Origin of the sequence: Bradyrhizobium sp. BR 10289 (genome assembly GCF_019455385.1) — a bacterium.
In the GTDB taxonomy this organism is placed as follows: Bacteria; Pseudomonadota; Alphaproteobacteria; order Rhizobiales; family Xanthobacteraceae; genus Bradyrhizobium.
The window spans coordinates 45,510-71,952 of the sequence record NZ_JACOFR010000013.1; the positions used below are offsets into that span (position 1 = coordinate 45,510).

Annotated in this window: 22 protein-coding genes; 15 read left to right on the forward strand and 7 right to left on the reverse strand. The window is 63.8% G+C overall.

All coding sequences use genetic code 11. The features are described 5' to 3' along the window. Positions 1-212 precede the first annotated feature (212 nt). From HYH08_RS21475 to HYH08_RS21485, 3 genes are all read left to right on the forward strand, one after another. Positions 213-2,012, forward strand: a complete 1,800-nt coding sequence (locus tag HYH08_RS21475) for an FAD-dependent oxidoreductase (protein ID WP_220011808.1) — start codon at positions 213-215, stop codon at positions 2,010-2,012. Beyond that, positions 1,982-3,829 (forward strand): 2-oxoacid:acceptor oxidoreductase subunit alpha, encoded by a 1,848-nt coding sequence (locus HYH08_RS21480; protein WP_220011809.1) that lies wholly within the window; start codon positions 1,982-1,984, stop codon positions 3,827-3,829. Before HYH08_RS21475 ends, HYH08_RS21480 begins: the two co-directional genes overlap by 31 nt. A gap of 130 nt (positions 3,830-3,959) precedes the next feature. Beyond that, positions 3,960-5,015, forward strand: coding sequence for a 2-oxoacid:ferredoxin oxidoreductase subunit beta (locus HYH08_RS21485; protein WP_220011810.1), 1,056 nt, complete (start codon positions 3,960-3,962; stop codon positions 5,013-5,015). A 104-nt stretch (positions 5,016-5,119) separates the two neighbouring features. Here HYH08_RS21485 and HYH08_RS21490 read toward each other — a convergent pair whose 3' ends face one another. After that, on the reverse strand, positions 5,120-5,695 hold the full coding sequence (locus tag HYH08_RS21490; protein WP_220011811.1) for an STM3941 family protein: 576 nt from the start codon (positions 5,693-5,695) through the stop codon (positions 5,120-5,122). Between the two features lie 186 nt (positions 5,696-5,881). Here HYH08_RS21490 and HYH08_RS21495 point away from each other — a divergent pair, with 186 nt between their 5' ends. The 6 genes from HYH08_RS21495 (at position 5,882) to HYH08_RS21520 (ending at position 8,679) form a co-directional block, all read left to right on the forward strand. Further along, positions 5,882-6,502, forward strand: a complete 621-nt coding sequence (locus HYH08_RS21495) for a hypothetical protein (protein ID WP_220011812.1) — start codon at positions 5,882-5,884, stop codon at positions 6,500-6,502. 32 nt (positions 6,503-6,534) lie between these two features. Continuing rightward, entirely contained in the window at positions 6,535-6,984 is a 450-nt protein-coding gene (locus tag HYH08_RS21500; RefSeq protein WP_220011813.1) for a DsrE family protein, read from the forward strand. A 249-nt stretch (positions 6,985-7,233) separates the two neighbouring features. Continuing rightward, positions 7,234-7,557 carry an ArsR/SmtB family transcription factor gene (locus tag HYH08_RS21505; protein ID WP_220011814.1) on the forward strand — a complete coding sequence of 108 codons (324 nt, stop codon included), beginning with the start codon at positions 7,234-7,236 and terminating at the stop codon, positions 7,555-7,557. Then, positions 7,554-7,973, forward strand: coding sequence for an SRPBCC family protein (locus HYH08_RS21510; protein WP_220011815.1), 420 nt, complete (start codon positions 7,554-7,556; stop codon positions 7,971-7,973). Before HYH08_RS21505 ends, HYH08_RS21510 begins: the two co-directional genes overlap by 4 nt. Before the next feature lie 44 nt (positions 7,974-8,017). Beyond that, positions 8,018-8,236: a hypothetical protein gene (locus HYH08_RS21515; RefSeq protein ID WP_220011816.1), complete on the forward strand. Its 219-nt coding sequence runs from the start codon at positions 8,018-8,020 to the stop codon at positions 8,234-8,236. 2 nt (positions 8,237-8,238) lie between these two features. Next, positions 8,239-8,679 (forward strand): DUF1801 domain-containing protein, encoded by a 441-nt coding sequence (locus tag HYH08_RS21520; RefSeq protein WP_220011940.1) that lies wholly within the window; start codon positions 8,239-8,241, stop codon positions 8,677-8,679. Between the two features lie 255 nt (positions 8,680-8,934). Here HYH08_RS21520 and HYH08_RS21525 read toward each other — a convergent pair whose 3' ends face one another. The 4 genes from HYH08_RS21525 to HYH08_RS21540 form a co-directional block, all read right to left on the reverse strand. Further along, positions 8,935-10,470 carry a SpoVR family protein gene (locus HYH08_RS21525; protein WP_220011817.1) on the reverse strand — a complete coding sequence of 512 codons (1,536 nt, stop codon included), beginning with the start codon at positions 10,468-10,470 and terminating at the stop codon, positions 8,935-8,937. Beyond that, complete coding sequence (locus tag HYH08_RS21530) at positions 10,467-11,744, reverse strand: YeaH/YhbH family protein (RefSeq protein ID WP_220011941.1); 1,278 nt, start codon at positions 11,742-11,744, stop codon at positions 10,467-10,469. The genes HYH08_RS21525 and HYH08_RS21530 overlap by 4 nt, the downstream gene beginning before the upstream one ends. A gap of 19 nt (positions 11,745-11,763) precedes the next feature. Further along, positions 11,764-13,707 carry a PrkA family serine protein kinase gene (locus HYH08_RS21535; RefSeq protein ID WP_220011818.1) on the reverse strand — a complete coding sequence of 648 codons (1,944 nt, stop codon included), beginning with the start codon at positions 13,705-13,707 and terminating at the stop codon, positions 11,764-11,766. A 301-nt stretch (positions 13,708-14,008) separates the two neighbouring features. Continuing rightward, positions 14,009-14,728 carry an STM3941 family protein gene (locus HYH08_RS21540; RefSeq protein WP_220011942.1) on the reverse strand — a complete coding sequence of 240 codons (720 nt, stop codon included), beginning with the start codon at positions 14,726-14,728 and terminating at the stop codon, positions 14,009-14,011. Positions 14,729-14,966: 238 nt separating this feature from the next. Here HYH08_RS21540 and HYH08_RS21545 point away from each other — a divergent pair, with 238 nt between their 5' ends. The 6 genes from HYH08_RS21545 to HYH08_RS21570 are packed head-to-tail and all read left to right on the forward strand — an operon-like array spanning position 14,967 to position 22,464. After that, positions 14,967-17,813, forward strand: coding sequence for a bifunctional transaldolase/phosoglucose isomerase (locus HYH08_RS21545; RefSeq protein WP_220011819.1), 2,847 nt, complete (start codon positions 14,967-14,969; stop codon positions 17,811-17,813). Positions 17,814-17,825: 12 nt separating this feature from the next. Then, entirely contained in the window at positions 17,826-18,824 is a 999-nt protein-coding gene (gene gnd, locus HYH08_RS21550) for a phosphogluconate dehydrogenase (NAD(+)-dependent, decarboxylating) (RefSeq protein ID WP_220011820.1), read from the forward strand. Positions 18,825-18,851: 27 nt separating this feature from the next. Continuing rightward, a complete protein-coding gene (gene zwf / locus HYH08_RS21555) occupies positions 18,852-20,363 on the forward strand; it encodes a glucose-6-phosphate dehydrogenase (protein WP_220011821.1) in 1,512 nt (503 codons plus the stop codon). Beyond that, complete coding sequence (gene pgl, locus HYH08_RS21560; RefSeq protein ID WP_220011943.1) at positions 20,363-21,112, forward strand: 6-phosphogluconolactonase; 750 nt, start codon at positions 20,363-20,365, stop codon at positions 21,110-21,112. Before zwf ends, pgl begins: the two co-directional genes overlap by 1 nt. Beyond that, positions 21,099-21,629 (forward strand): gluconokinase, encoded by a 531-nt coding sequence (locus HYH08_RS21565; RefSeq protein WP_220011822.1) that lies wholly within the window; start codon positions 21,099-21,101, stop codon positions 21,627-21,629. The genes pgl and HYH08_RS21565 overlap by 14 nt, the downstream gene beginning before the upstream one ends. A gap of 22 nt (positions 21,630-21,651) precedes the next feature. Further along, a complete protein-coding gene (locus HYH08_RS21570; RefSeq protein WP_220011823.1) occupies positions 21,652-22,464 on the forward strand; it encodes an HAD family hydrolase in 813 nt (270 codons plus the stop codon). Positions 22,465-22,609: 145 nt separating this feature from the next. Here the strand turns inward: HYH08_RS21570 and HYH08_RS21575 are convergent, their stop codons facing one another. Both HYH08_RS21575 and malQ read right to left on the reverse strand, forming a co-directional pair. Then, entirely contained in the window at positions 22,610-24,409 is a 1,800-nt protein-coding gene (locus HYH08_RS21575; RefSeq protein ID WP_220011824.1) for a glycoside hydrolase family 15 protein, read from the reverse strand. Positions 24,410-24,440: 31 nt separating this feature from the next. Further along, positions 24,441-26,402, reverse strand: a complete 1,962-nt coding sequence (malQ, locus tag HYH08_RS21580; protein WP_220011825.1) for a 4-alpha-glucanotransferase — start codon at positions 26,400-26,402, stop codon at positions 24,441-24,443. Positions 26,403-26,443 lie beyond the last annotated feature (41 nt).

Here is a 26,443-nt window from a genome sequence, read left to right on the forward strand (position 1 = left end):
TGCACCGCACGCCTCGCGCGTGGCCGTTAATGCTGTGCGCGCTTGGCTCCCATGAAAGGCTGTGATCGCGAAAATTTGCCGTTGTACTTCGGAACGGTTCTAATAAGCTAACCCAATGACGTCATTCAGAAACCAGATCGCCGCGCGTTAAGCGACGACAAGCTCAAAGAAAAGGCCGCCGGGTCTTTGAGCCTGCGCGGACGAGGGTAGGAATGAAACCGACCGATATCGCGGCCCCCGACTACTTTCATAAAGTGGTCGATTGTCAGTGGGCCTGTCCTGCGCATACTCCCGTTCCCGAATACATCCGACTGATCGCGCAAGGCCGCTACAGCGACGCCTACATGATCAATTGGAAATCGAACGTGTTTCCCGGAATTCTGGGACGCACCTGCGATCGTCCGTGCGAGCCGGCGTGCCGGCGCGGACGTGTCGAGGAAACGCCGGTGGCGATCTGCCGCCTGAAGCGCGTTGCCGCCGACTTCAAGGACGACATCAAGCAGCGCCTGCCGAAGCCTGTGCCGAAGAACGGCAAGCGCGTCGCCTTCGTCGGCGGTGGCCCGGCCTCGTTGACGGTAGCGCGCGATCTCGCGCCGCTCGGCTATCATTGCACCGTGTTCGACAGCGATCCCGAAGCCGGCGGCATGATGCGCACGCAGATCCCGAAATTCCGCCTGCCCAATTCCGTCATCGACGAGGAGACCGGCTACATCCTGGGTCTCGGCGTCGAGTTCAAGGGCGGCCACCGCATCGAGAGCATGAAGGCACTGCTTGCGGAGAAATACGACGCGATCTTCGTCGGCTCCGGCGCGCCGCGCGGCCGTGAGCTCGACATTCCCGGGCGCAAGGAAGCAGCCGGCAATATCCATATCGGCATCGACTGGCTGTCCTCCGTCTCGTTCGGCCACACCGACAAGATCGGCAAGCGCGTGATCGTGCTCGGCGGCGGCAACACCGCGATGGATTGCTGCCGCACCGCGCGCCGCCTCGGCGGCGAGGACGTCAAGGTGATCGTACGCTCCGGCTTCGAGGAGATGAAGGCCTCGCCCTGGGAGAAGGAGGACGCGATCCACGAGGACATTCCGATCCTCAACTTCCTGGTTCCTGTGTCCTTCATCCACGACAATGGCAAGCTCACCGGCGTCACCTTCCAGAAGGTGAAAGCCGAATACGACGCCAAGGGCCGCCGCAATCTCGTGCCGTCAGGCGAGCCCGACCAGACCTTCGAATGCGACGACGTGCTGGTCGCCGTCGGCCAGGAGAACGCCTTCCCCTGGATCGAGCCGGATTGCGGCATCGAGTTCGACAAATGGCACATGCCGAAGGTCGATCCAAAGACCTTCGCCTCGACCAACCCAAAGGTGTTCTTCGGCGGCGACGCCGCGTTCGGGCCGAAGAACATCATCTGGGCGGTGGCGCAGGGCCACGACGCCGCGCTGTCGATCCACAAGATGCTGTCAGGCGAGGACATCACCGAACGGCCGCTGCCGGAGGTGCATGTCTCCTCGCAGAAGATGGGCATCCACGAATGGAGCTATGACAACGACATCTCCATCGACAAGCGCTTCAAGGTGCCGCACCGCGACAAGGTGATCGCGCTGAAGGACATCAAAACCGAGGTCGAGCTCGGTTACGACGTCAAGCTCGCGCTCGGCGAAGCCCATCGCTGCCTGAACTGTGATGTGCAGACGGTGTTCTCGACCTCGCTCTGCATCGAGTGCGACGCCTGCGCCGATATCTGCCCGATGGATTGCATCACTTTCACCAATAACGGCGAGGAGGACGATCTGCGCCATCGCCTGAAGGCGCCCTCCTTGCATCCGGACCAGGATCTCTACGTCTCGTCCGATCTCAAGACCGGACGCGTCATGGTCAAGGACGAGGACGTCTGCCTGCATTGCGGGCTGTGCGCCGAACGCTGTCCCACCGGCGCCTGGGACATGCAGAAATATTTCATCGAGATGACCCACGCAGGTTCGACATGTCCGACAAAAAGCCGATCAGCAGCGTAAACGACTTCGTCGTCCGCTTCGCCAACGTCAACGGCTCGGGTTCGGCCAGCGCCAACGAGATGTTCGCGCGCGCGATCCTGCGCCATGGCGTACCTGTGTCCCCGCGCAACATCTTCCCCTCCAACATCCAGGGCCTGCCGACCTGGTACGAGGTGCGCGTCACCGAAGCCGGCCATCTCGGCGCCCGCGGCGGCGTCGACATGATGGTGGCGATGAATCCGCAGACCTGGGACAAGGACGTTGCCGGCATCGAGCCCGGCGGCTACCTGTTCTACGATTCCACCAAGCCGATGCCGTCCACAAAATTCCGCGACGACATCAGTGTGATCGGCGTGCCGCTGACCGCGATCACCAACTCGACCTACACCGATCCGCGCCAGCGCCAGCTGTTCAAGAACATCATCTATCTCGGCGCACTCAGTGCGCTGCTCGACATGGACCCGAAGCTGATCGAGCAGCTGATCGGCGAGCAGTACAAGGGCAAGGAGAAGCTGCTCTCCTCCAACGTCCACGCGCTGCATCTCGGCCGCGACTGGGCGCTGCAGAATTTGAAATGCCCGATCGGGCTACGGGTGAAGAAGTCCGACAAGGTCGGAGACCGCATCTTCATCGAGGGCAACAGCGCGGCTGCGCTCGGCGCCGTCTATGGCGGCGCGACGGTGTGCGCCTGGTATCCGATCACGCCGTCATCCTCGGTGGCAGAAGCCTTCACCGCGCATTGCAAGAAGTACCGGCACGATCCTGAAACGGGCAAGGCGAAATACGCGATCGTGCAGGGCGAGGACGAGCTGGCTTCGATCGGCATCGTCATCGGCGCCTCCTGGAACGGCGCACGGGCCTTCACCGCGACCTCGGGCCCCGGCATCTCGCTGATGACCGAGTTCATCGGCCTCTCCTATTTCGCCGAGATTCCGGCCGTGATCATGAACATCCAGCGCGCCGGCCCCTCGACGGGCATGCCGACCCGCACCCAGCAATGCGACATCATCGCCTGCGCCTATGCCTCGCATGGCGACACCAAGCATGTGCTGCTGTTCCCGGAGGACCCGGCCGAGGCCTTCGAGTTCGCCGCGGCCGCCTTCGATCTCGCCGAGCGGCTCCAGACCACGATCTTCCTGATGCTCGATCTCGACATCGGCATGAATCACCGGCTCTGCCGCCCGCTGAAGTGGGACGACGCAAGGCAATATGACCGCGGCAAGATCATGACCGCCGAAATGCTGGAGGAAGGCCGCGACTTCGGCCGCTATCTCGACGTCGACGGCGACGGCATCCCCTACCGCACCTATCCCGGCACGCATCCGACCAAAGGCTCCTACTTCACCCGCGGCACCTCGCGTGATCGCTATGCACGCTATTCCGAGGAAGGATCGGTCTATGCCGACAACATGCAGCGGCTGGTGCGCAAGTTCGAGACCGCGCAGGACCTCGTGCCGCGGCCGCTGCAGGCCAATGCGGAACGGCCGACCAAATATGGCGTGATCTATTTCGGCTCGACCTCGCCGGCGATGGACGAGGCGATTGGTCTATTAGAGGCACGCGGGCATCAGCTCGATCGCCTGCGCATCCGCGCCTTCCCGTTCCACTCCAGCGTAGCAAGCTTCCTTGCCGAGCACGACTTCGTCTACGTGGTCGAGCAGAACCGCGACAGCCAGCTGCGCCAGCTCATCGTCAACGAGAACGGCATCGATCCGGTCCGTCTCGTGCCGATCGTACATTACGACGGCACCCCGATCACCGCCCGCTTCATCGCCAAGGCCATTGGCGACCACCAGGATCACCTCAAGGTGACCCCGCTCCGCAAGGCCGTGTCATGATTTTGGCGCTGCTCTTTCCGTCGTCATGCCCGGACTTGATCCGGGCATCCACGCCTTCCTTCCTTGCCGCCAAGACGTGGATGGCCGGGACAAGCCCGGCCATGACGGCCTTGGGATCGCAGGTGCTCGCATGACCTACATCGCAAAACCAAAGTTTCACCATCCGGGCCTGAAGAAGAACGAGCTCGGCTACACGCATCGCGACTACGAGGGAAAAATCTCGACGCTGTGCGCCGGCTGCGGCCATGACTCAATAACGGCCTCGATCATCGAGGCCTGCTACGAGCTGTCGATCGAGCCGCATCGCGTGGCGAAGATCTCAGGCATCGGGTGCTCGTCGAAGACGCCGGACTACTTCCTCGGCAATTCGCACGGATTCAACTCCGTGCACGGCCGCATGCCGAGCGTGCTGACCGGTGCCAACCTCGCCAACCGGGACCTGATCTATCTCGGCGTCTCCGGCGACGGCGATAGCGCCTCTATCGGCTTCGGCCAGTTCGCGCATTCGATCCGGCGCGGCGTCAACATGACCTATATCGTCGAGAACAACGGCGTCTATGGCCTGACCAAGGGCCAGTTCTCGGCGACCGCCGACCGCGGCTCGAAGAGCAAGAAGGGCGTCACCAACACCGACAACGCCATCGACCTCGTCGCGATCGCGCTGCAGCTGGGCGCGACTTTCGTTGCGCGCTCGTTCTCCGGCGACAAGAGCCAGCTGGTGCCGCTGATTGCGGCGGCGATCGGCCACAAGGGCGCGTCCTTCATCGACGTCATCAGCCCCTGCATCGCCTTCAACAACCATGCCGGCTCGACCAAGAGCTTCGATTATGTCCGCGAGCACAACGACGCCGTGAACCGGCTCGACGTGCTGGTCGGCCGCGATCCCATCGCCGTGGACTACGCGCCGGGCACGGTGCAGGTGGTCGAGCAGCATGACGGCAGCAGGATCGCTTTGCGCAAGATCGACGCCGATTACGATCCGCATGACCGGCTCGGCGCCCAGACCTTTCTCGCCAAGCACGCCGCCAAGGGTCAGATCGTCACCGGCCTCCTCTACGTCGATCCCGATGCGGAAGACCTGCACGAGCATCTCAACACGGTCGAGACGCCGCTCAACACGCTGGAAGCGGACACGCTGTGCCCGGGCTCATCGGTGCTGGACAAGATCAATGCCAGCCTGCGGTGAAGCATCGGTAGGGTGGGCAAAGCGTAGCGTGCCCACCACTTCGCAATTTACGAACAAATCGTGGGCACGGCGCGTTGCGCCTTTGCCCACCCTACGGCACCGAGCTAATTGACGGGTTCAGGCTGGGGTTCCGTCTCTGGACGGGCCGTATAGCCCAATCGCCCGGCGGTCCAGTATTGCTTGCAGGCCTCGAACAGCACTTCGCCGTCCATGGTCAGGCCGCCAGCGACCAGCACGCCGTCCGCCCCAATCGGCTTGTTCAGGAGCGTCAGGACGCGCTTCAGAAAACCACCTTCGAACCGCGCGGCGACGAGAGGATCGACCTGAAGCACCACGATTTTCTGGCTGCTGTACCGGAAGATCGAGATGTCCCGCACCGATCGCCAGGAAATGGTGTCATCGGCGATCCTGGTGTCGCGAATGCCGACACGGGTGACGAAGACGACCGGCTCCCTCGACGAGATCAACGTCCAGAGCACCTTGCAGGAAGCTATGCCGAAAAACCCTGCACCGAGATAGCAGATTGCGATCTGGAACGTGGTGACGTCCCTGGCATAGTGCCAGTTGATTGCGAGCGTGGCGCACAGCAGCGTCAGCAGCAGGCCGCCTGCCAGCAGCGCGAACAGCCGCGGCAGGGAGTAGCCGATCGCAAGGTTGGGCAAGTTGTGACCTTCGGACATTTTGAGCGCCACCAGCCATTTGCAACAACCCGGGGTTACCAAAACCCCTCCTTCCAAATCATTAAGGCGGGAACCTTGCGCGAGGCTGCCGAAAGGGCGTGCCGGGAGCGCTTGAACGCGACGCTTTCGGGCCGCGACTAACCGGCAGTCGATCCTCAGATTGACGACGGTTCACACGGTGCGGTCATGAAGCTTGCCCTTGTCCTCCCCTTGCTCCTTGCCACCTTCGTCGGCGCTGCCCGGGCCGAGGAGGCCGACGACATCCGCGCAGCCACCAGGGCCGAGGCAGACAGCTTCAATGCGCGCATGTATGCGGGCCCGCCCGGCGACAAGGCCTATGCCTGCTTCGTCCGCCGCTACGACGCGGACCATCTGGCGCGGCATCCGAAGCAGAAAGTGGCTTCGATGAAGCTGCTGATCTCCGCGGAGACCGACAAGGAGGACAAGCAGCTGCACAACTCGTTCCGGCTCGCCTTCCGCTATCGCCATCGGCCCGGCGATTTCCGGTCCGTCGGCTCCTGCAACCACGCCGTCTTCACCGAGAACGGCACCGAAATCCGCCTCGGCTGCGGCGTCGACTGCGAAGGCGGCAGCATCGGCGTGGCGCTCGCAAAAGACGACAAGTCGGCCATCATGCGGGTCGACCGGGTCAGGGTCTGGCGGAACGACAAGCCGGATAGCGAGGACGAGGAATCGCTGGTCGCAGGCAGCGACGACGGGATTTTCCGGCTCGATCGCACCGACATCAGCGAATGCGCTTCACTGGCGACAGATCGCAAGGAACTCGCCGCGCTCCGCCACAAGTGATATCTCTCGCCAAAATAGACACGGGAGAAGCCATGAACCGCCGAAACATCCTATGGAGTGCCGTGACGGCTTTGGGCGCAGCGTTTGGCGCCTCCCGTGCGAAGGCCGCGGCGGAGGCTCCCGCATCAAACAAGCTTAAGGTCGTCTACCATCTCAGCGATGCCGAGAAGGTCAATTTCGTGCTCGGCAACATCCAGAACCACCTCGACGGCGTCGGCGGCCCCGAGCACGTCACGATCGCGCTGGTGATTCACGGCCCCGCGCTGAAGGCGTTTCACCGGGCGCAGGCCAACCCCGACATCAGCAAGCGTATCAGTGATTTCTCCAAGGACGGCGTCGAGCTCGCGGCCTGCGGCAACACGATGAAGGCGCAGAACGTCACGCTGACCGATCTGCTGCCGGGCTTTGTGAGTGCGGAAAAGGGCGGCGTGGTGCGGCTCGCCGAGCTGCAGTCGCAGGGATATCTGTATCTGCGGCCGTAAGGCGCGCTGCCGCCGCGTTCTCCGTAATTGCGAGCGAACCGAAGCAATCCAGCGTCTTTTCCGCGGAGGGACCCTGGATTGCTTCCGCCTTCGCCAAAGGCTTCGGCGGACAAGTCGTCGCAAGAGCTCCTTGCAATGACGGTCAATGTGGCGCCCCCTCCCACTCCCAATTCACTTCCATCCGTACTTGACTCATCCATAACTCTACGGTTATGCATTAGTCCATAACTTGTGAGTTATGGATCTCGCATGCCCGCCGCCACCGACCTACTGTTTCGAACGCTCGCCGACCCGACCCGGCGGGCGATCTTCGAACGGCTGTGCCGCGAGGGCGAGCAGACGGTCGGGGCACTGACGGCGCGGTCAGGCGTTTCCCAGCCTGCGGTCTCGAAACATCTGGGCGCGCTGAAGCAGGCCGGCCTGGTGCGCGACCGGCATGAGGGACGGCAGACGCATTACAGCGCGAGGCCCGGCGCGCTCAATCCGCTGGTCGACTGGACCAGCCAGATGGCCGGGTTCTGGCAGAACCGGCTCGATGCGCTGGACGATCTCCTGAAGAGGATGGACCAATGACCGAAACACGCACCGTCGTCGTCGAGCGCGAATTCGCCTTCCCGGCCGAGCGGCTGTGGCGCGCGCTGACGCAGCCGCATCTGATCGAAGAATGGCTGATGAAGAACGACTTCAAGCCTGTTGTCGGCCACAGATTCAATCTGCGCGGTGAATGGGGCGGCGTGCTGGATTGCGAGGTGCTCACCATCGAGCCGCAGAAGAGCCTCGCCTACACCTGGAATTTTTCGCATGAGGACGCCGCGTTCGATCTCAAAAGCGTCGTCACCTTCACGCTGACGCCGACCGGCGCAGGCACGCATCTGCGGGTCGAGCAGGCCGGCTTCAGCCCGACGCAGAAGCAGGCCTATGGCGGCGCGCATGCCGGCTGGAAGCAGTTTTTCACCAAGCTGGACGAGGTGCTGGCGCGGGCCGAGTAGCCCGATTGCCAGCGCTCATTCGATCATCTCGAGAGGAGGTTTCATTGACCGGGAACATGTGGGTTCGACAAATCCATCGCTGGCTGTCCATCGTCTTCACGCTCGCCGTCATCGCCAACATCGTCGCGCTGACGCTGCAGATCCAGGCGGCGTGGATCGGCCTGCTCGCCTTCGTCCCGCTGATCCCGTTGCTCGCGACCGGGCTCTACATGTTCGCCCTGCCCTATCTCGGCCGCAGCAACGCCGCGCGGCAAGAGGCATGATGATGAAGAAGGCGGTGAGCGCCAAGAAGGCCGGCGCGACGAAGACGGATGGTGCTTCGCCCTCCAAGCTGATCGACGGACGGATCAAGGAGCTCGCTGACTGGCGCGGCGAGATGCTGGCGCGGGTCCGCGGCCTGATCAAGGAGGCCGATCCTGAGGTCGTCGAAGAGTGGAAATGGCGCGGCGTGCCCGTGTGGGAGCACGACGGCATCATCTGCACCGGCGAGACCTACAAGGAGGTCGTCAAGCTGACCTTTGCCAGGGGCGCGGCGTTGGATGACCCCGCGGGCCTGTTCAATTCGAGTCTCGACGGCAATGTGCGGCGCGCGATCGACATTCGCGAAGGGGAAAAGATCAACGAGAAGGCGCTGAAGGCGCTGATCCGCGCGGCGGTGGCGCTGAATGGGGAGAAGAGGAAGCCTGCGAGGAAGCGGCCAGCGTAAACTAATCGAAGCGCAGCCGCGAGCGCACTTTCCGTCTCCCCTTGTGGGAGAAGGTGGCATAGGCGGCATACGCCGCCGTTCACAGGCACGCCGAAGCGAAGCTTCGGCTATGGCGCCGGATGAGGGGTCTCTATCAGCACGGGAAGTAGCGGAGAGCTACCCCTCACCCAAGCGAGCTTGGGTCTGCCGGCGTCGCTGCCCTCTCCCACAGGGGGAGATGGCGCATCGACGTGCATCTCGCTGTATTCTTCCGCCTCAGGCCGCCGCCGTGATCGGGCGCGGGCTCACGACGTATTCGCGCAGGACCTTGTCGCTGGCGTCGACCTCGATCAGCGAGACGTCGTAGGTCCAGAGATCGGCGAGGTGCTGGAGCACGCGCTTGGTATCGGTCTCGTTGAGCTGCGAACCCTTGATGACGTGGTGATGCAGAATCAGCCGGCGATCGCCGGAGAGATCGACGTCGACCACCTCGATATTGGCGTCGATGAAGCCGACATCGTGCTGCCGCGCAAGCTCGCGGCGGACGCGGCGGAAGCCGCGCTCGTCGTGGATGGCATCGACACGGATGCCCGCGCGCTCCTCGGGATCGTCGTGCAGGTGGAACATGCGGAAGTGCCGCATCAATTTCGGGCTCAGGAACTGGCCGATGAAGCTCTCGTCGCGGTAATTGGCCCAGACGTCGCGCAGCACGCCCATGACGTCGCCCTTGCCGGCGATATCGGGGAACCACTCGCGATCTTCGTCTTCCGGATTGGTGACGATGCGCTCGATGTCCTGCATCACGGCGAAACCGAGCGCATAGGGGTTGAAGCCGGAGAAGCGCGGATCGTCGAATTCAGGCTGGAACACCACGTTGGTGTGCGAGCCCAGGAATTCGAGGAAGTTGCCGTCGGTGATACGGCCCTGCTGGTGCAGCTTGGTCATGATGCGATAGTGGACGTAGGTCGCCGTCCCCTCGTTCATCACCTTGGTCTGGCTCTGCGGATAGAAATATTGCGCGATGTGGCGGACGATCCGCAACAGCTCGCGCTGCCAGGGCGCCAGCCGCGGCGCGCTCTTCTCCAGGAAATAGAGCAGGTTTTCCTGCGGCAGGCCGAGCAGCTTGCGGCGCCGTTCGAGGGAGATCGCCGACCGGGTCTTGGCCGTGCCCTTGGGCACGGTGCGCCAGAGGTCGTTGAAGACTTCTTCCTCGTGCTGGCGGCGGCGCCCTGCCCGCTTCTCCTCCTCGCGCAAATCCAGCTTCTTCTTGCCGGGATAGCGGTCGATGCCGTGCGACATCAGCGCGTGCGCGGCGTCCAGCGTGCGCTCGACCTCGACGCGGCCGTAGCGCTCCTCGCACTGCATGACGTAGTTCTTGGCGAAGTCGAGATAGTCGAGAATGCCGTCGGCGTCGGTCCACTGCTTGAACAGATAATTGTTCTTGAAGAAGTGGTTGTGGCCGAAGGCGGCGTGCGCGATCACCAGCGTCTGCATCGTCGCCGTGTTCTCCTCCATCAGGTAGGAGATGCAGGGCGAGGAGTTGATCACGATCTCATAGGCAAGGCCCATCAGCCCCTTGCGGTAGGACGCCTCGTGGTACGCGAACTGCTTGCCGAACGACCAGTGCTTGTAGAACAGCGGCATGCCGACGGAGGAATAGGCGTCCAGCATCTGCTCGGCGGTGATGACTTCGATCTGGTTCGGATAGACGTCGAGACCGAGATCCTTCAGCGCCACCTCCTCGCAGGCATCGGTGATGCGCTGCAAGGTGTGGAAATCCCAATCCGCGCCTTCGAACAATCTTTCCGTCATGGAGCGGCTTTCTCCTGTACCGTTTCGCGGCGCTGGAACAAATCGTGGAACACCGGAAAGATCTCACTGCGCTCGCTGACCTTGCGCATCGAGAGCGGGGCCCCGCTGTTGCGCAGGCGATCGTAGAGGGTCCAGAGCGAGCTATCGGAGAGATCGAAGGCGCTGCCGCCGGATTCCCCGACTTCGAGATAGGCGAAGAACTGGCAAACCGGCAGGATCTTGTCGGTCAGCAGCATGCCGGTGAGCTCGCCGTCGGAATAGGAATTGTCGCCATCCGACGCCTGGGCGGCATAGATATTCCAGTCCGACGGATTGAAGCGTTCGCGCACGATCTCGTGCATCGCCTGCAGCGCGCTACTGACCAGCGTGCCGCCGGAGGCCGGGCCGTAGAAGAAAGTCTGCTCGTCCACCTCTTCGGCGCGGTCGGTGTGGCGGATGAAGACGATCTCGACATGCTTGTAGCGGCGCTTCAGGAACACGTAGAGCAGCATGTAGAACCGCTTGGCGAGGTCCTTCATGTGCTCGGACATCGAGCCCGAGACGTCCATCAGGCAGAACATCACCGCCTGCGCGACGGGCTTGGGCACCGTCTCGAAACGGCGGTAGCGGATGTCGAGCGGGTCGATGAAGGGGATCCGCTTGGTCTTCGCCTTCAGCTTTTCGAGCTGGGCGAGCAGCACGGCGCGCTCGTCCTCGTCGGTGCAGGCGGCGATCGCAGCCTCCAGCTCCTCCATCTCGTCCTTGCGGGGACGCTTGAGCGCGATGCGGCGGGCGAGCGCGAGCTTCACCGTGCGGCTCACCGAGATATTGGCAGGCGAGCCGGAGGTGGTGTAGCCGGCGCGCTGGAGGCCTTCACTCTCGGTCTGCGCGATCTTGCGCTTGGCCAGATCCGGCAGCTCGAGATCGTCGAGGAAGAGATCGACGAACTCGTCGCGGGAGAGGACGAAGCGGAAGGCATCCTCGCTGTCGCCTTCGCCCGGACCTGAGTCCTTCGCGCTGCCCTGACCCGAGCGCTGGAGATAGTCGCCCTCGATGAACTTCTTGTTCCCGGGCAACACCATGTCCCGCGTTCCGCCTTCGCGGCGGAAACGCGGCTCGTGCATACCGTCGAGCGGTATCGTGACCTCACCACCCTCCAGGACGTCCTTGATATCGCGTTCCTGCGAGGTCTTCTTGACGGCGCCCTGCACCAGGGATTTGGCCCGACGCAAGAACCGCTGGCGGTTCTCGAGACTCTTGCCGCCTGGATTCAGGCGCCTGTCAATAATGTGAATCGGCACTTTTCCATCCGCCTCAACCGGCCTGCTTCACGCGCATGTACCATTCGACGAGCCGGCGAACCTGACGCTCGGTGTAGCCGCGCTCCACCATGCGTGCGACGAACTCGCCGTGCTTCTTCTCCGTCTCGCCGTCCTTCTTCGACCCGAAGGAGATGACCGGAAGCAGGTCCTCGACCTGGGAGAATATCCGCTTTTCGATCACGTCGCGAATCTTCTCGTAGGAGGTCCAGGTCGGATTCTTGCCGCCGTTCTGGGCCCGCGAGCGTAACGAGAACTTGACGACCTCGTTGCGGAAGTCCTTGGGGTTGGCAATGCCCGCCGGCTTCTCGATTTTCGTCAGTTCCTGGTTCAAAAGCTCGCGATCCAGCAGCTGGCCGGTATCGGGGTCCTTGAAGTCCTGGTCCTCGATCCATGCATCAGCATAATCGACGTAGCGGTCGAACAGGTTCTGGCCGTAATCCGAGTAGGATTCGAGATACGCCTTCTGGATCTCGTTGCCGATGAACTCGGCATAGCGCGGCGCAAGCTCGGCCTTGATGAACTCGAGATAGCGCTTCTCGACCTCCTCCGGCAGCTGCTCCCGGCGGATCGACTGCTCCAGCGCGTACATCAGGTGCACGGCGTCGGCGGCGACTTCCTGCGGATCGTGGTTGAAGGTCGCAGCCAGGATCTTGAAGGCGAAACGGGTCGAGACGCCGTCCATGCCTTCGTCGACACCGGCCGCATCGCGATATTCCTGGACGCTGCGGGCTTTCGGATCGGATTCCTTCAGGCTCTCGCCGTCATAGACCCGCATCTTGGCGAACAGGGTGGAGTTCTCGTGCTTGCGCAGGCGCGACATCACCGAGAACCGCGCCAACGTTTCGAGAGTCGAAGGGGCGCACGGCGCCGATGCCAGCTCGGAGCCCTGGATCAGCTTCTCGTAGATCTTCTGCTCTTCGGTGACGCGCAGGCAGTACGGCACCTTGATGACGCAGATGCGGTCGATGAAGGCTTCGTTGTTCTTGTTGGCCTTGAAGCTCGCCCACTCCGCTTCGTTGGAGTGCGCGAGGATCACGCCGGTGAACGGGATCGCACCGATGTTCTCGGTGCCGATGTAGTTGCCTTCCTGCGTTGCGGTCAGCAACGGATGCAGCATCTTGATCGGCGCCTTGAACATTTCGACGAACTCGAGCACGCCCTGGTTGGCGCGGTTGAGGCCGCCGGAATAGCTGTAGGCGTCGGGGTCGTTCTGCGCGAAGGTTTCGAGCTTGCGGATATCGACCTTGCCGACCAGCGAGGAGATGTCCTGGTTGTTCTCGTCGCCGGGCTCGGTCTTGGCGATCGCAATCTGGCGCAGGCGCGACGGCTGGATCTTGGCGACGCGGAATTGCGAGATATCACCACCGAAAGCTTCGAGTCGCTTGTAGCACCATGGACTCATCAGGCCGGTGAGACGGCGGCGCGGAATGCCGTATTTCTCTTCCAGCATCGGCCCGAGCTGATCGGGATCGAACAGGCTGAGCGGGCTCTCGAACACCGGCGAGAGTTCATCGCCGGCCTTGAGCACGTAGATGGGGTGAACTTCCATCAACGACTTCAGCCGCTCGGCAAGCGATGATTTGCCGCCGCCGACCGGCCCGAGCAGATAGAGGATCTGCTTGCGCTCCTCGAGGCCTTGCGCGGCATGCCGGAAGAAACCGACGATGCGCTCGATGGTTTCTTCCATGCCGTAGAAGCCGGCGAAGGCCGGATATGTCCGGATGGTGCGGTTCAAAAAAATACGGCCAAGGCGTGGGTCCTTGGCCGTGTCAATCGTCTGGGGCTCACCGATCGCTGCAAGTAGTCGTTCAGCCGCGTTGGCGTATTTCATGGGATCGCTTCGACACGATTCCAGATATTCCGCCATCGACATGTCGTGCTGGCTTCTCGCCTCGAACGACCGAGCGAAAGCGTTGAATAGAGAATCGTTGTACATGATCCCTCTCCGCGTGAAGTTCCGCTACAAGCTGAAACGAAAGCAGTTACTGGACCGTTCCTCAGGCCGCTTCTCGAATCAGCGTGAGCACATGCCGATCATTGGACACCCGGGGGCCGGCTCGACGCAACGCACAACGTAGGCAACCGGGTGAGTTACGAACAGGCACCTGCCTGTTATTTATGCGAATCTATGTATATCTTCGCTCATTTCCAGCAAATGTCACTCGGTCGCAACATCCGGGCATTACCGGAGATCGGCCTTTCCGGCGGTGCAGCATAGGCGTCCGCCGGAGGCAGGTTTATGACGCTTGTACGGCCAAGCTTTGTGCGCACGAGCCTTGTGCGGCCGGGTCCTGGCTGGTTTGATCGCGGTCTCGCCGCAATGCAGTGCCTGAATCGCTGGCGGCATGGCACTCACGGCACGCGTTCAGCAATGTCTCAAAATCGGTCGCCAGCCCGTCCGGGCGAATGATGATCCGCTCGTCCTGCGCGCGGCGCGACTTGCCACCGATCCTGTAGCCGATCCTGGCCCGGATACAGCCGAGTTGCCGCTGCAAGGCCGGCGTCGGCGTCAGCACGATCATCCTGTGACCGCTGCACTCCTCGGCAGAAACCTCCGCAATCGACTCCCACAGCAGAAATTCATTGCCGATGCGGAGATCGCGAATGCCATAGGAGGTCACGATCACCACCGGGCCTCGTTCGGTCGGAAGCATCCAGATCAGCCGGGCGGTGATCAGGCCGAACAAGGCGACGCCGGCATAGCCGACCGTCGCGTCGTAATCACCCAGACGATTTCCCCAAAGTCCATCCCACCAGTCGAACGCAAGGCTCGCGCTGAGCACGGTCATCGCAAAGCCGCCCGCGACCAGCAGCCGCAGACGTGTCGCGCATTGACTGATTTCGAGATCGTGGGCCGCGTCAACGCGCACGGCCGGCACGACCGATGGCGGACTTTTAGCGACGGCGAGCATCGGGCCGTCAGGATGTGCGTGCATGCTTTCCCCCAGCATGGTCATTCGCGACCGAGCCACGATGACGTTACGCAACAGACTTTCGCCGCTTCCTCCGGCCACGACTATGTTACGCAACACTGCCACTGCCGCCCGGATCGCTATGATCGCGACGGAGTTAGACTGAGAGTATGACGCCTATATGCTTGATTGGTTCCCTCCCGGGAGCATGTAGGCTAGAGGATAGCGCGTCAGGACCGGCGCGGAAACCCCTCGCCCGCAGGCTTGGAGAGAAATAACCATCATGAATCCCGTCAAAGAACTGGAAAAGCACGGACAGGCCGTCTGGCTGGACTTCCTGGCCCGTGGCTTCATCGCCAAGGACCTGAAGCGGCTGATCGACACCGACGGCGTCAAGGGCGTCACCTCCAACCCCTCGATTTTCGAGAAGGCGATTGGCAGCTCGGACGAATACGACGCCCCGATCGGCAAGGCGCTGAAGCGCGGCGACAAGACCGTGGCCGACCTGTTCGAGGCCGTCGCGGTCGAGGACATCCAGAACGCCGCCGACGTGCTGCGCCCGGTCTATGACCGCCTCAAGGGCGGTGACGGCTATGTCAGCCTCGAGGTCTCGCCGTACCTCGCAATGGACACCGCCGGAACGGTCGCCGAAGCAAGGCGGCTCTGGAAGGACGTGGGCCGCAAGAACCTGATGGTGAAGGTGCCGGCGACACCGGAAGGCCTGCCCGCGATCGAGACGCTGATCGGCGAGGGCATCAGCATCAACATCACGCTGCTGTTCTCCAAAGCCGTCTACCTCAAGGTCGCCGAAGCCTATATCGCGGGCCTCGAGAAATACGTCGCGGGCGGCGGCGATCCCTCGCATGTCGCGAGCGTGGCGAGCTTCTTCGTCAGCCGCATCGACAGCGTGGTCGACAAGCAGCTCGACGAGAAGATCGCACGCGCCAACGATCCGAGCGAGAAGGAGCGGCTCGCCGCGCTGAAGGGCAAGGTCGCGATCGCCAACGCCAAGGTCGCCTATCAGGACTATAAGCGCCTGTTCGCGGGCCCGCGCTGGGAGAAGCTCGCCGCCAAGGGCGCCAAGCCGCAGCGCATGCTGTGGGCCTCCACCGGCACCAAGAACAAGGATTACAGCGACGTGCTCTATGTCGAGGAGCTGATCGGCCCCGACACCATCAACACCGTGCCGCCGGCAACGCTGGATGCGTTCCGCGACCACGGCAAGCCGCGCGACAGTCTTGAAGAGAATGTCGAGGACGCCTATCGCGTGCTGGAAGAGCTGGAGCGCTCCGGCGTCTCGCTCGACGCCATCACCGAGGAACTCGTCAAGGACGGCGTCAAGCTGTTTGCCGATGCCGCCGACAAGCTCTATGGCGCTGTCGCGCACAAGCGCGCTACCGTGCTCGGGACCGCGATCGACCGGCAGACGCTCTCGCTCGGTGACGGCCTCGGCAAGGCCGTGGCTGAAAGCACCGAGGAATGGCGCGCGTCGGCAAAGATCCGCAGGCTGTGGCAGCGCGACAAGTCGGTCTGGACCGGCACCGACGAGGACAAATGGCTCGGCTGGCTTGACAGCGCGGCGAAGGCCGACGTCGCCGACTACGAGGACTACGCGAGGCGGGTGAAGGGCCAAAAGTTCTCCGATGCCGTCGTGCTCGGCATGGGCGGATCGAGCCTCGGCCCCGAGGTGTTGGCCGAGACGTTCGGCAAGAAGCCCGGCTTTCCGAAGCTGCATGTGCTCGACTCCACCGATCCCGCGCAGGTGCGGGCGATGGAGGCCAAGATCGACATCGCCAACACCGTGTTCATCGTGTCGAGCAAATCAGGCGGCACCACCGAGCCGAACGCGATGAAGGATTATTTCCATGAGCGCGTCGCGCAGGCGCTCGGACCGAAGGCCAGGACCGGCTTCCGCTTCATCGCGGTGACCGATCCCGGTTCCTCGCTGGAGAAGGCGGCCAAGAACCTCAACTACGCGCGCATCTTCCATGGCGAGCCCTCGATCGGCGGACGCTATTCGGTGCTCTCCCCGTTTGGCCTGGTGCCGGCGGCCACCGCCGGCATCGACGTCAAGACCTTCATCAAGCACGCGCTGTCGATGGCCCGCTCCTGCGGACCGGACGTGCCGCCGAGCGAGAATCCCGGCGTGCAGCTCGGCCTTGCCATGGGCCTTGCGGGGCTCGAAGGCCGCGACAAGGTGACGATCCTGTCGTCGAAGAAGATCGCCGATTTCGGCGCCTGGGCCGAGCAGCTGATCGCGGAATCGACCGGCAAGGAAGGCAAGGGCCTGATCCCGATCGACGGCGAGCCACTGGGCGAACCCGCCGTGTACGGCAACGACCGCTTCTTCATCGACATCCGCACCGAGGGCGAGGCCGATGCTGCACACGACTCCAAGCTCGCCGCGATCGAGGCGGCCGGCCACCCGGTCGTGCGCATCGTGATGAAGTCGATCGACCATCTCGGCCAGGAGTTCTTCCGCTTCGAGATGGCGACGGCCGTTGCAGGCGCGATCCTCGGCATTAACCCGTTCGACCAGCCGGACGTGGAAGCGGCCAAGATCAAGACCCGCGAGCTCACGGCGTCGTTCGAGAAGAACGGTGCGCTGCCGGCGGAGCAGCCGGTGGTCAGCACCGCCGAGGCCGATCTCTACACCGACGCGGCCAATGCCACGGCGCTGCGCGCCGCCGGCGCCAATGGCGATCTCACCTCCTGGCTGAAGGCGCATCTGTCGCGCTCGGGCCATGGCGACTATGTCGCCCTGCTCGGCTACATCGCGCGCGACAAGGCGACGATAGACGCGCTCCAGGCCATGCGGCTGGAGGTGCACGAGAAGCGTCACGTCGCGACCTGCGCCGAATTCGGACCGCGCTTCCTGCACTCGACGGGACAGGCATACAAGGGCGGCCCCGACAGCGGCGTGTTCCTCCAGATCACCGCAGACGACGCCAAGGATCTTCCGGTGCCGGGCCAGAAGGCGAGCTTTGGCGTGATCAAGGCGGCGCAGGCGCGCGGCGATTTCGACGTGCTTACCGAGCGCGGACGGCGTGCGCTGCGCGTGCATCTGAAGGGACCGCTCAAGAAAGGTCTTGCGGCGCTCAACACCGCGCTCAACGACGCACTGAATTAAGGGAATATCTCAATGCAACTCGGCATGATCGGCCTCGGCCGGATGGGCGGCAACATCGTTCGCCGGCTGATGCGCCACGGACATTCGACCGTGGTCTATGACAAGGACGCCAAGGCCGTCGCCGGCCTTGCCGCCGACGGCGCGGTTGGGTCGGCGACGCTCGAGGAGTTCATCGCGAAGCTCGAGCGGCCGCGCACGGCCTGGGTGATGCTGCCGGCCGGCAAGATCACCGAAGCGACGATCGACACCATCGCGGGCGTGATGCAGGACGGCGACGTCATCATCGACGGCGGCAACACCTTCTGGCAGGACGACGTCCGCCGCGGCAAGGCGCTGAAGACGCGCGGCATCCATTATGTCGACGTCGGCACGTCAGGCGGCGTCTGGGGCCTCGACCGCGGCTATTGCATGATGATCGGTGGCGAGAAGCAGGTGGTGGACCGGCTCGATCCGATCTTCGCCGCGCTCGCGCCGGGCGCCGGCGACATTCCGCGCACGGAAGGACGCGAGGGGCGCGATCCGCGCATCGAACAAGGCTACATCCATGCCGGCCCGGTCGGCGCCGGCCATTTCGTCAAGATGATCCACAACGGCATCGAATACGGCCTGATGCAGGCCTATGCCGAAGGCTTCGACATCCTCAAGAACGCCAATATCGAGGCGCTGCCGGCCGATCATCGCTACGATTTCGATCTCGCCGACATCGCCGAAGTGTGGCGTCGCGGCAGCGTGATCCCGTCATGGCTGCTCGACCTGACCTCGACCGCGCTCGCCGACAGTCCGCAGCTCGCCGAATATTCCGGCTTCGTGGAAGATTCCGGCGAGGGCCGCTGGACCGTGAATGCGGCAATCGACGAGGCCGTGCCGGCCGAAGTCTTGACCGCTGCGCTCTACACACGTTTCCGTTCCCGCCGGGAACACACCTTCGCCGAAAAAATTCTCTCCGCGATGCGTGCGGGGTTCGGCGGCCACAAGGAGCCGAAGCAGCCGGATGCTTCGAAGCCGAAATAAGAGCAACAACGCGAAGGCCGACAATTCGTGACAAAAGACCCGCAAGCCAAGCGCAAGCCGGACAATTGCGCTTTCGTCATCTTCGGTGTCACCGGCGATCTCACCCATCGCCTGGTGATGCCGTCGCTGTACAATCTCGCAGCCGAGCACCTGCTGCCGGAAAAATTCTGCGTCGTCGGCGTCGCCCGCAAGAGCCAGTCGGATGACGAGTTGCGCGACAGCCTGATGCAGGGTCTGCGCCAGTTTGCGACGCGGCCGATCGACGACGACATCGCCCGGAAACTGCTGGAATGCGTGACCTTCGTCGAGGCCGATCCGAAGGACCCGCCCTCGTTCGATCGCCTGCGCGAGCATCTGGATTCCCTGGAATGCGCGCAGGACACCGGCGGCAACCGGCTGTTCTACCTCGCCACGCCGCCGGCCGCGTTCGCGCCGACCGCACGCGAGCTCGGCCGCACCGGCATGATGAAGGAGAACGGCGCCTGGCGGCGCCTCGTGATCGAGAAGCCGTTCGGCACTGACCTTGCCTCAGCCAAGGCGCTGAATGCCGAGCTCTTGAAGATCATGGAGGAGCACCAGATCTACCGGATCGATCACTATCTCGGCAAGGAGACGGTGCAGAACATCCTGGTGCTGCGCTTCGCCAACGGCATGTTCGAGCCGATCTGGAACCGCAACCATATCGACCACGTCCAGATCACCGTCGAGGAAAAGCTCGGCGTCGGCCATCGCGGCGGCTTCTACGATGCCACCGGCGCGCTGCGCGACATGGTGCCGAACCATCTGTTCCAGCTGATGTCGCTGGTGGCGATGGAGCCGCCGGCGCGCTTCGACGCGCATTCCGTCCGCTCCGAGAAGGCCGAGGTGCTCACCTCGATCCAGCAGCCGAGCCGGGAGGACGCGCTGAGGAATTCGGTGCGCGCGCAATATCTGGCCGGCCGCATCGGCGACGACGACATCATCGACTATCGCAAGACCGAGGACGTCAAGCCCGGCAGTACCACCGAGACCTTTGTCGCGCTCAAGCTGATGATCGACAATTGGCGCTGGGCCGGCGTGCCCTTCTACCTGCGCACCGGCAAGGCGCTGGGCCACAAGCGGACGGAAGTGGCGATCAAGTTCAAGCAGGCGCCGCTGTCGATGTTCTCAGGGACGGACATCGACCGCCTGTCGCAAAACTTCCTCACCATCGGCATCGCGCCGACCGAGACCATCGAGCTTCAGTTCAACGCGAAAATCCCCGGGCCGAGCATCACGATCGACGGCGTCGAGATGAAATTCAAGTACGGCGACTATTTCCGCGCCGATCCCTCGACCGGTTACGAGACGCTGATCTACGACTGCATGATCGGCGACAACATCCTGTTCCAGCGGGCCGACGGCATCGAGGCCGGCTGGGCGGCGGTGCAGCCGTTTCTGGACGCCTGGAGGAGCGAAGGCGCCAACGGCATCGAGACCTATGAGGCCGGCAGCGATGGTCCCAAATGCGCCGACGAGCTCTTGCGGCGCGACGGGCGAAGCTGGCGGAAATATTCGTGATGGCAGCGGCCGACCAGCCGAAGCTGATCGTCGCGGCAGATGCCGAGGCGCTGGCGCAAGCCGCCGCCGAGCGGGTGACGGCGCGGATCGCGGCCAACCCTTCGCGGATCGCGATCTGCCTGACCGGCGGCTCCAGCCCGAAGAAGCTGTATCAACTCCTCGGCAGCGATTCCTGGCGCGGCAGGATTCCCTGGGACCGCGTGCACTGGTTCATCGGCGACGAGCGGTTTGTCCCCGAGAGCGATCCCCTCAACAATATGGCGGTGGCGCGCGAGATCTTTCTCGATCGCAACGCGCCCGCCGGCCACATCCATCCGATCCCGACCGCGATCGAGAGCCCGGATCGCAGCGCCGCTGCCTATGCGCACGAGTTGGAATCCTTCTACGGCGCGGAAGAGCTCGACCCGGCACGGCCGCTGTTCGACCTGGTCCTGATGGGCGCAGGGCCAGACGGCCACACCGCCTCGCTGTTTCCCGGCTATCCCGAGGTCGAGGAGACGCGGCGCTGGGTCGTTGGCGTTCCCAAGGCCAATGTGGCGCCGTTCGTGCCGCGGGTCTCGCTCACTTTGCCCGCTCTCGCCTCCTGCCGCGAAATGCTGTTCGAGATGGCCGGGCATGACAAGCAGCCGATCTTGACGCGCCTCCTCAATAACGAGAATCTGCCGGCTGTTCGCGCGCGCTCGAATGGTGAGACCGTCTGGCTGGTCGACCAGGCCGCGCTTCCGGAGGAAATACGTGGGCGGCGTTGAAGCACCTTGTGCGTTGATCGTGATGGGCGTGTCGGGTTCGGGCAAGAGCACGGTTGCGGAGGCGCTGGGCCAGCGGCTCGGCTGGCGCTTCGAGGACGGCGACAGCTTTCATCCCAAGTGCAATGTCGAGAAGATGCGGGCCGGCCATCCCCTCACCGACGAGGACCGCTGGCCATGGCTCAATGCCATCGCCGACGAGATCGCGCGCGTGTGTGAAAAAGGCGGGCACGTCATCATCGCCTGCTCGGCGCTGAAGCACACCTATCGTGACGTGCTGCTGCGCGGACGCGACGACGTCCGTTTCGTGTTCCTGCGGGGCACCAAGGAGCTGATCGCCGAGCGGCTCGCCGGGCGCAAGGGCCATTTCATGCCGCCCGGGCTCCTGACCAGCCAGTTCGACACGCTGGAGCCGCCGGAGGCAGGCGAGCACGTCATCACCGTCTCGATCGACGAAACCGTCGAGGCGATCGTGGATGGCGTGGTGCGGCAATTGAGGCTGGGCGGGGCGAAGCGCTGAGAACCGAACCTAAGGTGCTGTCATGACGCAAATCTCACTCGTGGTGTCCGACGTCGACGGCACGCTGCTGACCAAGGACAAGACGCTGACCGAGCGCGCGCGAGGTGCGGTGCAGCGGCTGCACCAGGCCGGCATCGGCTTCACCATCACCTCCAGCCGGCCCGCCATCGGCATGCGCTTTCTGATCGAGCCGCTGGCGCTATGGCTGCCGGTCGGCCCGTTCAACGGCTCCTCGATCGTCGATCCCGAGATGAACCCGGTCGAGCAGCACCTGATCCCCGCCGGCGCGGCCGAGCGATCCTTAAAGATCCTGCGCGAGTTCGGCGCCGACATCTGGCTGTTCACCACCGACAAATGGCTGATCGACAATCCCAGCGGCAAATACGTCGCGCATGAGCGGCACACGATCCGCTCCGATCCGACCATCGTGACGGACTTTTCGCCGTACCTCGCCAGCGCCTGCAAGATCGTCGGTGCCAGCGCGGATGCCGCGGGCCTCGCCGCCTGCGAAAAGGCGATGCAGCAGGCGCTCGGAGCTGAGGCGACCGCCGTGCGCTCGCAGACCTATTATCTCGACATCACACCGCCCGGCTTTGACAAAGGCACCTTCGTGCAAGCCATGGCCAAACGCCTCGGCATCTCCCTGGATGCGGTCGCCACCATCGGCGACATGCAGAACGACCTCGCCATGTTCCGCGTCAGCGGCACCTCGATCGCGATGGGCAATGCCACCGACAACGTCAAGGACCAGGCGACGCACGTCACGGTGACCAACGAGCAGGATGGTTTTGCCGAAGCGATGGAGATGATCCTGAAGCGGAATGGGGTGGGTTAGGCATCCGCGAGGGCGCGTTAAAGCGGTCTGCTCAAATCTCTCACCGTCATCCTGAGGTGCTCGTCCCGTGACCCATGATTCGCGCCTCAGGATGACGGATCTGATATCGCGTCCTCGCGGAAAAAATCGAAGTTGCTCTTTCGAGCTACTTCGACCGCTGCTGCGCCGGCTTCTCGCTGTCCTGCCTTGCCGCCGACAGATTGTGCGCGGTGTTGATCAGCGCGATGTGGGTTAGGGCCTGCGGGAAATTGCCGGTCTGGCGCCGGGCGACTGAATCGTATTCCTCGGCCAACAGGCCGACGTCGTTGGCGATGCCGACCACGCGGTCGAGCAGAATTTGCGCCTTGTCGAGGTCGCCGGCGAGCACGTGGGCATCGGCGAGCCACAGCGTGCAGGCCAGGAACGCGCCCTCGATCGGCTGCGTCTCGTCCGAGACTTCGCGCGGATCGTGCCGCAGGACAAAACCATCGCGCATCATGCGCTTTTCGACGGCTGCGATGGTGCCGCGAATGCGCGGGTCATCCGGCGGCAGGAAACCCACCGCCGGCAAGAGCAGCACGGATGCATCCAGCATCTTCGCGCCATAGGACTCGACGAAGGCGTTCTCCTCCGCGTCAAATCCCTTGTTGCAGACGTCGCGGTGGATGGCGTCGCGCAGGGCGCGCCAGTGCAGCAGCGGCGCCTTGAAGCCAAAGGTCTCGGCGCTCTTGATGCCGCGGTCGAAGGCGACCCAGGTCATGACTTTGGAGAAGACGTAGTGCCGGGGCTGGCCGCGGCGCTCCCAGATGCCGTGATCGGGCTGGTCCCAGACCTCGGCGAGATGCTGCAGCACCGCGCATTCCACCGCCCATGTCTCTTCGTCGAGCTTGAGCCTGGCCATGCGCGACTGGTGAAAGGCATCCATCAGCTCGCCATAGACGTCGAGCTGGAGCTGCGCATGCGCGGCGTTGCCGACGCGGACCGGCTTTGCGCCCTCGTAGCCGTCGAGCCAGCCGGCCTCCCATTCCAGCAGCCGCCGCTGGCCCCAGATGCCGTACATGATCTGCATGTTCGCGGGCGAGCCGGCCGCGGCGCGCAGGAGCCAGTTGTGCCAGGCGGAAGCCTCCTCGGTGTAGCCCGAATTCATCAGCGCCAGCAGCGTGAAGGTGGCATCGCGCAGCCAGCAGAAGCGGTAATCCCAATTCCGGCTGCCGCCGAGCTTCTCCGGCAGCGACGTAGTCGGTGCCGCCACGATACCGCCGGTTGGCCCGAACGTCAGCGCCTTCAGGGTAATCAGCGAGCGCATGATGAGATCGCGATACTCACCGTCATGCGTCGAGCGGCTGCTCCACTCGTTCCAGAATTTCTCGGTCTCCTGGAGCGCAATCTCGGGATCGATCGGCGCAGGCGGATCGAGATGCGAGGGGCCGTAGGTCAGCACGAACGGCACGCTCTCGCCCTCGCTCACCTCGAAGTCGGACACCGTGGTCAGGTCCTCGCCGCGGATCTCGACCGGCGTGCGCAGCACCGTCATGTCCTGGCCGGCGATCGCCATCAGCGAATGGTCGATCCGCCGCACCCAGGGAATGTCGACGCCGAAGCCGAAGCGGATGACAAGCTCCATCCGCATCTTCACGCTGCCCGAGAGGCCGCGGACCAGCCGAACAATATCGGAGGCCTTGCCGCGCGGCGGCATGAAGTCGATCAGCGCGACGGTGCCGCTCTCCGTTTCAAAGCGCGTTTCGAGGATGAGGGTGTTACCGAGGTAGCGGCGCGAGATATTCGTGACATCCTCGCTCGGCGCGATCAGCCAGCGGCCGTTTTTCGACGTCCCGAGGATTGCGGCAAAGCAGGCGTCGGAATCGAAGGCCGGCCAGCACAGCCAGTCGATCGAGCCGTTGCGCCCGACCAGCGCCGCAGTCTCGCAGTCGCCGATCAGCGCATAGTCTTCGATCTTCTGGGACAATGTCGTGCGAGCCTGAAAAATCCCCGCCGCATCAACTCCCGCCGATCAGGGAGCGTTCCCGCGTCGCCGCTCGCAAGGCCGTGAGGTCGACCTTCGAGGCGATCTGGTCGAGCGCGACCGGCAGCCGCTGGCGCCAGTTCGGATGCTCGTCGATCGTGCCGGGAATGTTGGGCTGGTCGACCACGCCGAGCAGATCTTCCAGCGACACCGCCAGCAGCCGCGACGGCGTGCGCGACAGGAAGGCGAGCACCGAATAGAGGTCGTTGGCAGTGATGCCGTTCTGCCGCAAGATCTCGTCGAGCGCGCCGAGCGCATCCCAGCGCGCCTGGTCGTTCTCGCCGGGATCGAGCCCGAGCGACCGCTTCATCCTGAGGTCGCTGAAGGAACGCCAGCCGGCATAGGTCGAGAGGTCGTGCGTGTTCAGCGTCACCAGCGCGTTGGGCCGGTAATAATCGACGTTGCGGAAATGGCCGGCGTCGTCCCGCTCGAACATCATGACGAGGTAGGACCAGATGCCGAAATCCTGCATGGTCTCGCGAAAACCTTCCGGCACGGTGCCGAGGTCCTCGCCGATCACGATGCACTTGTGGGCCACGCTCTCGCGTGCGATGGCGCCGAGCAGCGCCTCGAACGGCATCTGCACATAGGCGCCGTTGTCGGGCTTGAAGCCGCGCGGCACGAGATAGAGCCGCTTCAGCCCGAGGACGTGATCAATCCGGATGGCACCGGCGTGGCGCATCGAGGCGGCCAGCATGTCGGCGAACGGCACGAAGGATTGCGCTTCGAGGCCGCCGGCGTTGAAGCCGGCGAGGCCCCAATCCTGGCCGACCGTATTGAGCACGTCCGGCGGCGCGCCGACGGCGAGATGGCGGGAAATCGCCGCCTGCTCGTTCCAGGCATCGAAGCCGTTCGACTGCACGCCCACCGCGACATCGAGATAGAGCCCGACCCGCATGCCGAGCTGGCCGGCCAGCTCCTTAGCCGCCCGCAACTGGCTGTCGGCCGTCCATTGCACGAATTCGACGAACTCGACCTCGCGCTTGTCGGGGCCACTACGCAGCTCATCGCATCTGGCATCGTCCGGCTGCTGCCATTCGGCCGGCCATTCCCACCACGGCGCAGCGAAGCGATGCCGCAGCACCTCGAAGCAGGCAAAGCGGGACAACAGCGGCGCACGCTCGGCGCGGAAGGCGTCGAACTGGTTGCGGCGGACGCCGCTTGCGCTCTTCACGAAACTGTCGAAGGCGGCGCGCAGGCCCAGCCATTTCAGCGCGGCCATATCCGCGTAGGGCACGCGGTCGCCCTCGCGCAGGCGCGCGGCGGTCGCGGCCGCATCGGGGACGAGATCGGCGGAAAATTCCGGGATCGCCTCGACGTCGATATAGAGCGGATTGAGAAACAGCCGGCTGTTCGGCGAATAGGGGCTACAATCGGCGGGATGATCGTCAAACAGCACATGCAGCGGGTTGAGGCCGACGCCGTCCGCCCCCAAACGCTTGGCGAGCCGGACGAGGCCGGCAAGGTCGGTGAAATCGCCGATGCCCCAGTTGCGGTCGGAGCGGACACTGTAGAGCTGCACGGCGAGCAGCCAGCCGCGGTCGAAATCGCCGCCGAAGGCGCGCTCCGGCGCCACGATCATCGGCACGTCCTCGGTCACTCCGCCCTCATCGGTCAGGGTCAACCGGTGGTAGCCGAGCGGCAGGTCGTCCGGCCAGGCGATGACAGGCTCGCGGGTCTCGCCTTGAGCAATCAAATGGCCATTGCCGGTCACCGTCCATTTCAGCGGCGGCGCACCGATGGCCGAAAGCTCGGTCCGCGGATGTCCCAGCGCGCGAACCACGACGGGCCCGCTGACGAAGCGGTAGACCCGCTTCTCCGGCAGGGCATCGAGGATGGATTTGAGCGCCTCGGGCGCGGTGACCCGCAGCTTGCCGAGGGCGTCGATAAATTCAGATTGAACGCCCTTGATCCGGGCTTGAGCTAAAAGATCCATTCGGCACGCAGCTTGCAGGCCATCATCTGGCCGGGTCATCG